We start from the raw sequence: 11,736 nt of genomic DNA on the forward strand, positions 1-11,736 counted from the left end.
GCGCCAACTTCGTGGTGAAAAACGTCCTTGACCCCGGCATGACTAACGCCGCGGGTTACCAGGATGCTGTAACGGCATCGGGCTCCTGTGGCATGCTTTCAGGATGCGATTCCTGATTCGAACCTTCTTCCGCGGCGTGCGCCTGATTCTCACCCCGTTCATGCTGATCGGGGAACGCGTCTCGCGCCCGCGCGGCATCGAGCGCGACCCGGCCGAACAGGCCCGCGTCGACGAACAAACCCGCGCGATGGCGCTTTACCACTTTCCCGCCTGCCCGTTCTGCATCAAGGCACGGCGCGCGATGCAGCGCCTGTCGCTGGACATCGAACTGCGCAATGCCCAGGCCGCCGGGCCCTGGCGCGAGGAGCTGCAAAACGAGGGCGGGCGCCTCCAGGTGCCCTGCCTGCGCATCGAGGAAGACGACGGGACGGTGCGCTGGCTGTACGAGTCCGACGCGATCATCCGCTACCTGCGCGGACGCTTCGACCCGGAACAGGCCGGGCAGGCACCCGCGACCGACGTGTCGCCGCGCTCCTGACGCGGACCGCCTTTTGGAGGGCTTCGGCCATGCACCATCCCGTCCGTCGTTCCCTGGTTGCGCTCTTGCTGACGCTGCCTTGCGCGGCCACCAGCGCCGAGCCACCGATCTTCGATGCCCACCTGCACTACCGTCCGGCGGTGAGCGAGCACTTCGGCATCAGCGACGTCGCCCGCACCCTCGCCTCCAACGAGGTCCGCGGCGCCATCGTCATGTCCACCGAGGACGGTCCGATCCGCCGCCTCCAGGCCGGCTCCGAGACCCGTATTGTCCCGTTCCTGGAGGTCTCCCAGCGCCTGGGCAAGAAGATGGACTGGATGCACGTCGAGGACCTCGGCGAGCGCATCACCCGCATGCTCGATGAATCCGAGGTGGAATGGCACGGGCTGGGCGAGTTTCACATCCTCGCGGACGACCGCTTCGGGCCCGGCCTTGAACAGTTACTGGACCTGGCGGTCGCCCGCGATCTGACGGTCATGATCCACGGCGACCCGGCCGTGATCGATCATGCCTACGCCACCCACCCCGATGTACGCATCCTCTGGGCCCACGCCGGCAGCTACGCCTACCCGCCCCTGGTGCAGGACTACCTCGAGCGCCATCCCCGGATGAACATGGACCTCTCCATGCGCAATCCGCGCATCAACCCCGACGGGCAGATCGACGACGACTGGTTCGAGCTGTTCCTGACCCACCCCGACCGCTTCATGATTGGGGTGGATACCTTCACCGCCACGCGCTGGGAAGAGTACACCCGCCTGAAGGACGAGACGCGGGCCTGGCTGACCCAGCTCCCCGAGGGCGTCGCCCGCGCCATCGCCTTCGAAAACGGCGAACGGCTCTTTCCCGCTCAGTAAGGGCCTTAATTCACCACGAAGTTGGCGCCCCGTCCGGGGACGACGCGCTGTCGCGCAGGAAACAGGGGGCGTGGATAATGATCGCACGCGCGGGGCAGGAGGGGGAGGCGGGCCCGACTCCGTCGGCGCGTCGATCAGACCTTGAACTGGCCCACACGCTCCTGCTGCTCGGAGGCGAGCTTGGACAGCTCCTCCGCCGCGTTGCGGATCTGCTCGGAACCGGACGCGGTCTGGTCCAGTACCTCGGTGATATTGGCCACGTTGCGGTTGATCTCCTCGGCCACGGTGGACTGCTCCTCCGCGGCGCTGGCGATCTGGGTGTTCATGTCGCTGATTCGGTTCACCGACTGGGTAATCGCGTTGAGCGACTCCCCGGCCAGATTCACCTGCTCGACGCTCTCGTGTGCCTTGGCCCGGCCGTCCTCCATGGCCTGCACCGCCTCGCGCGTGCCGTTCTGAACCCGCTCGATCATCTGCTGAATCTCGTGGGTCGAGTCCTGCGTACGGCTCGCCAGCGTCCGGACCTCGTCCGCCACCACGGCGAAGCCACGGCCCTGCTCGCCGGCACGAGCGGCCTCGATCGCGGCGTTCAGCGCAAGCAGGTTGGTCTGATCGGCGATATCCCCGATCACCTCCAGGACCTTGTTGATCTCCTCGGCATCCTGCGACAGGCGACTGACCACCTCGGCGGCACCATCGACCTGAGTGGACAGGCCATTGATCGCGGTGACCGTCTTCTGCACCACCTGCTGACCGGCAGTCGCGTCCTGATCCGTGGTCTGGGCGGCCGCCGCCGCGTCCGCCGCGTTGCGCGCGACTTCCTGGACCGTGGCGGTCATCTCGTTCATCGCGGTGGCCACCTGGTCGGTCTCGGCCTTCTGGCGGCGCACCTGCTCGTTGGTCTCCTCGCTGGTCGCGGACAGCTCGTTGGCCGCGGCCGCCACCTGGTCGGAACCGGCCGCCACCTGCTGGATCAGTACACGGATCTTCTCGACGAAGCGGTTGAAGGCCAGCGACAGGTCGCCCAGCTCATTCCTTCCGGAAACCTCCAGCTGGCGGGTCAGGTCACCCTCGCCACTGGCGATGTCATCCAGACGGTCCACCGTCTGACGCAGCGGGCGCACGATGCTGCGTGTCACGAACCAGGCCAGCAGCGCGCCCAGGACCACGGCGATCACGCCCACGATCACGACCGTACCCGTGGCATTGCGGGTCATGGCGACAAAGGTGCTGCGATCCACCTTCAATTCCAGCACGCCCACCGCATCGCCGGAAAAATCCCGGACCGGCCGGGCAATCGCCGCCATCGGCGTGCCTTGGTAGGTCACGTTGCGAACCAGGTGCTCGCCGTCGAGCACCTGGCGCATCTCTTCGGCGCTGAAGGTCGCATCCCCTTCGATGGTTCCGCCGAAACGGCTGAACTGACCATCGTCGCGCAGGTACAGCGCAACCGGCGTGCCCTTTTCCTCGGTGAACTGCTCGAAGAAGGGATCGCCAAACGACAGGCCAAACTCGACCGAGCCGACATGCTCGCCCTCGAAACCAATCGGGACTACCCCGCGGATGCCGAGGCCAGCGACCCCCTCTTCGAGACCCGAGATCGGTGTCTGGTCCTCGTTGGTATCCACGACGGTCTGACGGAAACCGGAAAGGTCGTCATCGAAACGGTCCGGACGATGCACCCGCAGGAAGGAGGTCGCCGGCGGTGTATGGAACTGGTACTGGCGCACGCCGTAATCGGTGCTCAGGGTCTCGAAGCCGGGCACGGTCATTGCGGCCAGGCGTTCGCGATCACCCGTGGCCAGCGCCTCCTGGACATCGGGAATGCGAGCAACGGTCTCGGCCATCGCCGTGGCGCGTGCCGCTTCCTGGTCCAGCCGATCGAGCAGCTTTTCGGCCAGATGGTTCAGCTCGCGTTCCTCCGCACGATCCGCCATCGTGCCCAGGGCATTCATCACCACGACCAGGGTCAGCGCCACGGCGAGGATCACCACGCCGATGATGCCCGCCATGAGCCGTACGCCAATCCGGATATTGTCAAACATCTCTGCGCGTCCTTTCCTGCGCCGGTCGGTGCCGGCATTGCAATCGTAAATAAGCCCGCTCGCCTCTCCTAGCGGCGGCGAATCCTAAAACTTGAGCATCCAGGGATTGGCTTCGCCACAGGATCGCAGGGGACAAACGTCCGGAGCGCCACGGGCACGCGCGGCCCCGGCGCCCCCTACAGCAACAAGGCCTCGGCAAAGACGTACACCACGAGGCTGACCAGAACGAGCGCCGCCACCGAGAGCAGCGCCCCGCCCCGCACCATGTCCAGCACCCGCAGGCGGTTGCTGGCGAACACGATCGCATTGGGCGGCGTGGCCACCGGCAACATGAACGCGACCGAGGCCGCGAAGGCCACCGGCAGCGCCAGCATCAGGACCGGCACATCCATGCGCATGGCAAACGCGGTGACCAGCGGCAGGAGCGTCGCGGCCGTGGCCGTGTTGCTGGTCACGTGGCTCAGCGTCATGGTCAACAGCGCCACGCCGGCCATGACCAGGATCAGGGGCCAGGCCTGCGCGACCACCAGGGCATCCGCCGCCAGCTCCGCCAGCCCACTGGATTCGATAGCCGCGCCCAGGCTGAGCCCACCCCCGACCAGCAGCAGGACGCCCCAGGGCAGCTCGCGCGTATTGTCCCAGGCCAGCAGTCGCCGCTGTTCGCCCGAACCCGACGGGATCAGGAACAAGAGCCCCGCCCCCAGGATCGCGATGCCGGCATCGGTGAGCGTCACCGGCAACCAGGCCTCCAGCAGCGGCCGGGTCAGCCAGGCCAGCGCCACCAGCAGGAATACCGCGGCCACCCGCTTCTCCGCCTGCGACCAGCGCCCGACGGTCGCGCGCTGTTCGTCCAGCAGCGCGCGCAACCCACTCAGTTCCACCCGGTGGACCGGAAATACCCAGCGGGTCAGCAGCCACCAGGCCAGCACCAGCAGCATCGCCGCGAGTGGCAGCCCCAGGGTCATCCACTCCAGAAAACCGATCTCCATGCCGTGACGATCCCCCAGATAGGCCGCGGTCAGGGCGTTCGGCGGGGACCCGATGATGGTGGCCATGCCGCCGATGTTTGCCGCAAAGGCAATGCCCAGCAGCAGGGCCAGCGCGGGCCGGCGGGCCTCCGCCGTCATCCCCGGGCGCTGCCCGAACGCGCCGCGTTCGATCAGGCCCAGCACGGACAGCGCGATCGGCAGCATCAGCGCCGCGGTCGCGGTATTGCTGACCCACATCGACAGCCCGGCCGTGGCCAGCATGAAGGCCCCCACCAGGGTGTGCAGGCGATTCCCGGAGCGCGCCACGATCGCCAGGGCCATGCGCCGGTGAAGATCCCAGCGCTGCACGGCCAGGGCGATGGCGAAGCCGCCCATGAACAGGAAGATGATCGGGTTCGCGTAGGGAGCGGTCGCCTCGTCCATCGAGACGATGCCGAGCAGTGGCAGGATCGCAATCGGCAGCAGCGCCGTCACCGGCAACGGCAACGCCTCGCTGATCCACCAGGTGGCCATGAACAGCGTCAGGCCCAGCACGTGCCACGCCGCCGGATCCAACCCGGCCGGCACCGGCCACAGCAGGAAGACCACGAAGATCGCCGGACCCAGGAACAGACCGATGCGCCCGCGCCAGTTGACCGGGTCGGCCTTTCCCGCATCCGCATCCCGCTGCCTTCCCGTGTCGTCGGTATCCGCCATGGGCCTCTTTTTTCAGCTCGACACAGCCCGGTCAAAACCAACCCGCATCATCGGGAATTGCATCGCCCGGACAACGTGACTATCGTTGACGCGTTATGCGGCGAACCCGCCCCGGGCGCGCCGCCGCTGCAGTTTCTCACGACACTGTCCAAGGAGTCTTTCATGGCCTACGAACTGCCCGATCTGCCCTATGCGAAGAACGCGCTCGAGCCGCACATCTCCGCCGAGACACTGGAATACCATCACGACAAGCACCACGCGACCTACGTGACCAAGCTGAACGGCCTGCTGCCGGGCTCCGAGTTCGAAAACGCCTCTCTGGAAGACATCATCCGGAAGGCCCCGGCCGGCGGCATCTTCAACAACGGCGCCCAGGTCTGGAACCACACCTTCTACTTCAACTGCATGGCCCCGAATGCCGGCGGCGAGCCCTCCGGCAAGCTGGCCGATGCCATCAACAGCGCCTTCGGTTCGTTCGACGCCTTCAAGGAGAAGTTCAACGAATCGGCGGTCGGCAACTTCGGCTCCGGCTGGACCTGGCTGGTGCAGAATAATGACGGCTCGGTAGAGATCGTGAACACCTCCAACGCCGCCAATCCGCTGCGCGACGGCAAGACCCCGCTGCTGACCTGCGATGTCTGGGAACACGCCTACTACATCGACTACCGCAACGCGCGGCCGAAGTACCTCGAGAACTTCTGGGCCGTGGTCAACTGGGACTTTGTGGCCCAGCAGATGAAGTAAAGTCCCAGGCGGACTAAACTAGGCGCCTTTGGCCGCATGACGCGGCCGCGCCTTTCATCGAGCCGGCGGTCCTCCGCCGGCTCTTTGGTTTCGGAGAACCCCATGAACGACGCCCTGCAGAACACCTACAAGCGCCTGCCCGTTGCCTTCGAGCGCGGCGAAGGCGCCTGGCTGTGGGATACCGACGGCAAGCGCTATCTGGATGCCTTGTCCGGCATTGCCGTGTGCGGCCTCGGGCATTCGCATCCCAAGGTGGCCCAGGCCGTCTGTGACCAGGCCAGCACCCTGGTGCACACCTCCAACCTCTACCGCATCCCGCTGCAGGAACAGCTGGCGCGGCGTCTGTGCAAGCTGGCCGGCATGGACCGCGCATTCTTCTGCAATTCGGGCGCCGAGGCCAACGAGGCAGCCATCAAGCTGGCCCGCCTGCACGGCCGCGCACACGGCATCGCCGAGCCGAAGATCGTGGTGATGGAGGGCAGCTTCCATGGCCGCACCATGGCGACGCTCTCCGCCACCGGAAACGCAAAGGTCCGTGCCGGCTTCGAGCCGCTGGTGTCCGGCTTCGTGCATGTACCGTACGGCGATGCGGAAGCAGTGGAAGCCCTGACCACTGATCCCGACGTCGTCGCAATCCTGGTGGAGCCGGTCACCGGCGAAGGCGGCGTCCACGTGCCGCCGCCCGGATACCTGCAACGCCTGCGCGAGCTGGCCGACCAGAACGGCTGGCTGCTGATGCTGGACGAGATCCAGGCCGGCATCGGCCGCACGGGCTACTGGTTCGCCTTCCAGCACGAGGGCATCACCCCGGATGTCATCAGCCTGGCCAAGGGCCTGGGCAACGGCATCCCCATCGGGGCCAACCTGGTCGCCGGAGCGGCGCGGGAGTTGTTCAGCCCCGGCATGCACGGCACCACCTTCGGCGGCAATCCGCTGGTATGCCGGGCGGCACTGGCCGTGCTCGACGTCATGCAGGACGAGGCGCTGTGTGAACAGGCCGCCCGCCAGGGCGAACTCCTGCGCAACCGCCTGCGCGACCGGCTGGCCGAGCACGCGGGCGTGATCGCCGTGCGCGGCCGTGGCCTGATGATCGGCGTCGAGCTGGACCGCCCGGCCGGCGAGCTGGTGATGGCGGCCCTGGAGCGCGGCCTGATCCTGAACGTCACCGCCGACCGGGTGATCCGCCTGTTGCCGCCGCTGATCATCGACGACGACCAGGTGGAACAGATCGCCACCACCGTAGCCGCCCTGGTGGATGCCTTCCTCGCATCCCCCCAAGCCAACGAGGTCTCCACATGAATCCACGCCACTACCTCTCGTTCCTGGACCTCTCCGGCGACGAAACCCGGGCTCTGCTGCAGCGCGCCATCGAGCTCAAGCAGCAACTGAAGGCGGGCGAACACCACGATGACCTGCTGCGCGGCAAGACGCTGGGCATGATCTTCGAGAAGTCCTCCACCCGCACCCGCGTGTCGTTCGAGGTGGGCATGCAACAGTTGGGCGGCAACGCCCTGTTCCTGTCCCCGCGCGATACCCAGCTGGGCCGCGGCGAACCGATCGAGGACACCGCCCGCGTGCTCTCGCGCATGGTCGACTGCGTGATGATCCGCACCTACGAGCACGAGAAGATCGAGCTGTTCGCCAAGCACGCCTCGGTTCCGGTGATCAACGGCCTGACGGATCTGGAACACCCGGCCCAGCTGCTCGCCGACCTGCAGACCTACTTCGAGCACCGCGGCGACATCCGCGGCAAGCGCGTCGCCTGGATCGGCGATGGCAACAACATGTGCCACAGCTACATGTATGCCGCCCGCCTCCTGGACTTCCAGCTGGTCGCCGCCTGCCCGGAGGGCTACGACCCGGACCCCAGCGTGGTCGAGACCACGCGCGAGCACTTCGAACTGACTCGCGATGCCCGGGCCGCCACCGAGGGGGCCGATCTGGTCGTCACCGACGTCTGGGCCAGCATGGGCCAGGAACAGGAAAAGAGCGCCCGGCGCCAGGCCTTCTCCGGCTTTTTCGTCGATGCCGGCCTGATGCGGCTCGCCAACGACGACGCCCTGTTCATGCACTGCCTGCCGGCGCACCGCGAGGAAGAGGTCTCCACCGACGTCCTGGAAGGCCCGCAAAGCGTCGTCTGGGACGAGGCCGAAAACCGCCTGCACGCCCAGAAGGCCCTGCTGGAATTCCTCATCACCCTCAACACCGGCCACCCGCCGTCTTAAGGGCGAAAAGCGTTAACAGGAAGATGGGAAGTTAGGAAGGGTTATTGGTGAGGTGGCATCCCCGGCGCGGCGGCTAGCATCGCGCGGTGGGCGAAATCTCGGCCCCCACAATCAAAACCTTCCTGTCTTCCATCTTCCTGTGAAACGCCCTTGACCTAGACCTTCAGGCGGGGGCGCGGCGGGCGAGGAAGCGGCGGCGGGTTCGCCAGCGGTAGACGATGCGCCAGCCAAGCAGAAAGGCGAGGATGGCCGCGTACAGGGCAACCTCGGCGTAGTCGGCCCGGGACAGCCAGAGAAAGTGCAGTACCGCCAGCACGCCGGCCAGGTAGACGCCGCGGTGCAGCCAGACCCATTTCTTCTTGAGCCAGCGCTGCGCGCCGTCGGTCGAGGTGAGCGTCAGCGCCAGCAGGATCAGCCATGCGGCAAAGCCGACCATCACGAACGGACGTTCCGTCAGGTCGTAGAGCACCAGCTCCCAGTCAAAGAACAGATCCAGCCCCAGCCAGACCAGGGCGTGCGCGGTTACGTAGCCGAACGCGACCAGCCCCAGCATCCGGCGCAGCCGCACGATCCAGGCGAGCCCCGTCATCTGCCGCAACGGCGTCACCGAAAGCGCCACCAGCAGCGCGATCATCGCGTGCGTTCCGGAAAGCTCCAGCAGCTTCTCGATCGGATTCACGCCCAGCCCGCCGAATCCGCCCAGCGTTCGCAGGCCGATCCAGAGGGCCGGGAGCAGCGAGACCAGCAGCATCGCCCACCAGATACCGCGCGGCGGCCGGGCCCGGGCCCGACGGGTTGAGGCGGTCATGCCATCACCCCGTCAGAAGTGCTCGCGCAGGTCCATGCCCTCGTACAGCGACGCCACCTCGTCGCCATAGCCGTTGAACATCTCCGTGCGCCGGCGGCGGAATTCCCCGATCCGGCGCTCGGTGCGCTGCGACCAGCGCGGGTGGTCCACGTCCGGGTTTACGTTGCTGTAGAAGCCGTACTCGTCGGGCTGCGCCTGGTTCCACAGCGTCGGCGGCTGCTCCTCGACAAATCGGATGTGCTGGATCGACTTGATGCTCTTGAAGCCGTACTTCCACGGCACCACCAGCCGGATCGGCGCGCCGTTCTGGTTCGGGAGCACTTCGTCGTACAGCCCCACGGCCAGGATCGTCAGTGGATGCATCGCCTCGTCCAGGCGCAGGCCTTCGGTATAGGGCCACTCCAGCCCGCCGCTGCCGCGCCGGCGCTGCCCGCGCAGGTTGTCCGGGTCATAAATGCTTTCGAAGGCGACATAGCGGGCATCGCCGCGCGGCTCGGCCTTCTCGAGGATGCGGTTCAGTTCGAACCCGATCCACGGGATCACCATGGACCAGCCCTCGACACAGCGCATGCGATAGATCCGTTCCTCCAGCGACCACGGGCGGATGAAGTCCTCTACCGCGTACTCGCCCGGGTTGTCGCACAGCCCGTCCACCGTAATCGTCCACGGATCGGTCTTCAGCTGATCGGCGTAGGTCTTGGGGTCGCCCTTGCCCGGACCCATCTCGAAGAAGTTGTTGTAGCTGGTGATCTCGTCATACGAGGTCTTCGACTCGTCGGTCGAGAAATCGCTGGACTCGAACTCCAGGGGGTACCCCCGCAGTGCGGCGGAAGCCGGCAGCGCCGCGCCCAGCCCCCCGAGTGCCAGACCGGCACCCAGCCCGACCCCCGCCCGCAGGAATTCGCGCCGTCGCGCATAAACCTCCGGCGGGGTGATCTCGCTGCGGGAACAATCGGAACGACGTCGGGTGCGGATCAGCATGGCCTGCCCTCGCAACGGATTTCGGCGGCAGCGGAAAGCGCTACCACTCGTGCACCATGGACCAGCAGCGATCGCCCGAGTTCGCCCCGCGATGTTCATAAGGCGAACCGGCGAACGATAAGAATTTTCTGCTTGCGGCGCGGCCCGAACGATATATAAGGCTTTTCTGATACCGCAGTCCGGGGTGGCCCGGCCGGCTTGTCAGGAGACCCGACAATGGATCCGACGATCGACGACGTGGCCGATGGCGCCGACGAGATCGCCAGCCTGTTCGACAACCAGTTTGTCAACGACCGCGGCCCGGCGCGTCATGCCGCCCGCCGCACCCTGGAACGCCTGATGGAAGAGCGCGCCCTGCGCGCCCACCTCCAGGACGACTTCGACCTCGACCCAAGCCACGAAGCCCTCGAGTGGTGATCCTCGGGGTGGCCTCGCGCCACCCTTCTCCTGCAGGCAGCCCTGTTGCACCACAGAGGGCACAGAGGACACGGAGAAAAACCACTTCAAATTCAAAAAGCATTCACAGGAAGACTGGAAGACCCGAAGACTTGATTTCGATACGCTTTGATGCGACGCCGGCGTCAGGATCCGCCCTCGCACGCAGGGGCCCCGGGCACCCCACAACAACCCTTCCCGACTTCGCGTCTTCCTGTTAATCGCTTTTGATCTGGCTTTTCTCCGTGTCGTCTGTGGTGAAAACGCCTTAGTCGCCCTCGTACCCCGTCAACTCCACGAAGCCCCGGCCGACCGGCTCGCCATCCGCGTCGAGGATATCCACGGCCCCTTCCCAATAACGGACCACCGTGTCCATCTCCTGCTCCTCGCGCACCGCGACCACGGTCCACTCGCGCACAGGCCCGCCACCCGGAGGCTCGATACGCATGGACCATTCCACCGGATAGCGGTTGCCGGACGGCTGGGTGGCGTAGCGGGTGGGTTCGAGCTGCACCTGCTCCGGCTCCAGCGGGTCATCCTCGACATCCGCCGGCATCCAGCGACCTTTCGATAGCTCATGCGGCGTGCCATCGGGGCGGCGCAACTGGTAATACATCACGTCCAGCCCGTCATCCAGCTGCAGCGCGAACCAGTCCCAGCCCGCCTGATCCTCGGCCAGGGCACTGGTGCTCCATTCGCGGTCCATCCACGCCTGCCCGGTCACGTCCAGCGCTACCCCCGAGGCACGGCGAACCTCGCCCGCCACCGCGATACGCGGCATCGAGTAGTAATAGGACGCATCGCCCGGCTCCGGCCCCTTCTGGCTCAGGCCGGCCTCGCCCTGCAAGACCGGCTCGCGCGCCGGCTCCAGTTCCAGAGACAGCACATAGTCCGCGACCGTGAAGCGCAGCGTCCAGGGCTCCCCCTCCAGCCCGGCCAGTTCCCAGTCTTCGGCCCAGACACGCCCCACCGGCGCGGTGGCTCCGGCCAGACCCCCGCCATCGCGCACGAACCGCTCCTCGGATGCGTGAAACCCCGCGTCACGGTCCAGCACCGCGGTATGCACCATCCACAGATCGGGGCTGGCCCAGTCGGACGCGTGCCAGGCCGCATCGCCCGCCAGTTCCGGTGCGAGCCCCACGCGGAAGAACGTCATGTGAAAACCGAACCGCTCGCCTTCGGGCCCGTCCAGATTCCCCGTCAGGTACCACCACTCGTTGCGAAACCCCGGATGCGGCCCGTGATCGCGCGGAAACTCGAACGCCCGCGGCACATCGGCGCGGCGAAAGCCCGTGGTGTCCTCGCCCCCCAGGGCCTCACTCACCCGAAGCCCGGTACCGCCCGAATCGTCCGTCTCCGGCGGCTCCCCACCCCCGCACGCGGCCAGCAACCCCACCAACAGAACCGCCACACTCCCC

11 protein-coding genes are annotated in these 11,736 nt (G+C 66.7%); 6 read left to right on the forward strand and 5 right to left on the reverse strand.

All coding sequences use genetic code 11. The annotated features are described in order from the left end of the window. The first annotated feature begins 103 nt into the window (after nucleotides 1-103). Together ACESLR_RS10340 and ACESLR_RS10345 are read left to right on the forward strand one after the other, a co-directional pair. Complete coding sequence (locus ACESLR_RS10340) at nucleotides 104-538, forward strand: glutathione S-transferase N-terminal domain-containing protein (protein WP_373054766.1); 435 nt, start codon at nucleotides 104-106, stop codon at nucleotides 536-538. Nucleotides 539-567: 29 nt separating this feature from the next. Next, nucleotides 568-1,395, forward strand: coding sequence for an amidohydrolase family protein (locus ACESLR_RS10345; RefSeq protein ID WP_373067271.1), 828 nt, complete (start codon nucleotides 568-570; stop codon nucleotides 1,393-1,395). Nucleotides 1,396-1,529: 134 nt separating this feature from the next. Here the strand turns inward: ACESLR_RS10345 and ACESLR_RS10350 are convergent, their stop codons facing one another. Together ACESLR_RS10350 and ACESLR_RS10355 are read right to left on the reverse strand one after the other, a co-directional pair. After that, nucleotides 1,530-3,440, reverse strand: coding sequence for a methyl-accepting chemotaxis protein (locus ACESLR_RS10350; RefSeq protein ID WP_373025956.1), 1,911 nt, complete (start codon nucleotides 3,438-3,440; stop codon nucleotides 1,530-1,532). Between the two features lie 176 nt (nucleotides 3,441-3,616). Beyond that, nucleotides 3,617-5,125, reverse strand: coding sequence for an SLC13 family permease (locus tag ACESLR_RS10355; RefSeq protein ID WP_373025957.1), 1,509 nt, complete (start codon nucleotides 5,123-5,125; stop codon nucleotides 3,617-3,619). A 162-nt stretch (nucleotides 5,126-5,287) separates the two neighbouring features. On the opposite strand from ACESLR_RS10355, the gene ACESLR_RS10360 reads away from it, so the two are divergent. The 3 genes from ACESLR_RS10360 to argF all read left to right on the forward strand — a co-directional run bounded on the left by ACESLR_RS10360 (nucleotide 5,288) and on the right by argF (nucleotide 8,094). Beyond that, nucleotides 5,288-5,869: a superoxide dismutase gene (locus ACESLR_RS10360; RefSeq protein WP_373025958.1), complete on the forward strand. Its 582-nt coding sequence runs from the start codon at nucleotides 5,288-5,290 to the stop codon at nucleotides 5,867-5,869. Between the two features lie 102 nt (nucleotides 5,870-5,971). Beyond that, nucleotides 5,972-7,168, forward strand: coding sequence for an acetylornithine transaminase (locus ACESLR_RS10365; RefSeq protein ID WP_373054692.1), 1,197 nt, complete (start codon nucleotides 5,972-5,974; stop codon nucleotides 7,166-7,168). After that, nucleotides 7,165-8,094, forward strand: coding sequence for an ornithine carbamoyltransferase (argF, locus tag ACESLR_RS10370; RefSeq protein WP_373025960.1), 930 nt, complete (start codon nucleotides 7,165-7,167; stop codon nucleotides 8,092-8,094). Before ACESLR_RS10365 ends, argF begins: the two co-directional genes overlap by 4 nt. 163 nt (nucleotides 8,095-8,257) lie before the next feature. On the opposite strand, the gene ACESLR_RS10375 is transcribed toward argF, so the two are convergent. Together ACESLR_RS10375 and msrP are read right to left on the reverse strand one after the other, a co-directional pair. Next, nucleotides 8,258-8,902, reverse strand: coding sequence for a sulfite oxidase heme-binding subunit YedZ (locus tag ACESLR_RS10375; protein WP_373025961.1), 645 nt, complete (start codon nucleotides 8,900-8,902; stop codon nucleotides 8,258-8,260). A 12-nt stretch (nucleotides 8,903-8,914) separates the two neighbouring features. After that, nucleotides 8,915-9,883 carry a protein-methionine-sulfoxide reductase catalytic subunit MsrP gene (msrP, locus tag ACESLR_RS10380; RefSeq protein WP_373025963.1) on the reverse strand — a complete coding sequence of 323 codons (969 nt, stop codon included), beginning with the start codon at nucleotides 9,881-9,883 and terminating at the stop codon, nucleotides 8,915-8,917. A 216-nt stretch (nucleotides 9,884-10,099) separates the two neighbouring features. On the opposite strand from msrP, the gene ACESLR_RS10385 reads away from it, so the two are divergent. Further along, nucleotides 10,100-10,300, forward strand: coding sequence for a PA3496 family putative envelope integrity protein (locus tag ACESLR_RS10385; protein WP_373067277.1), 201 nt, complete (start codon nucleotides 10,100-10,102; stop codon nucleotides 10,298-10,300). Nucleotides 10,301-10,586: 286 nt separating this feature from the next. Here the strand turns inward: ACESLR_RS10385 and ACESLR_RS10390 are convergent, their stop codons facing one another. Beyond that, nucleotides 10,587-11,729 (reverse strand): lipocalin-like domain-containing protein, encoded by a 1,143-nt coding sequence (locus ACESLR_RS10390; protein WP_373067282.1) that lies wholly within the window; start codon nucleotides 11,727-11,729, stop codon nucleotides 10,587-10,589. Between the last annotated feature and the right edge of the window lie 7 nt (nucleotides 11,730-11,736).

This window comes from Thioalkalivibrio sp. (genome assembly GCF_041685615.1).
Classification (GTDB): domain Bacteria; phylum Pseudomonadota; class Gammaproteobacteria; order Ectothiorhodospirales; family Ectothiorhodospiraceae; genus Thioalkalivibrio.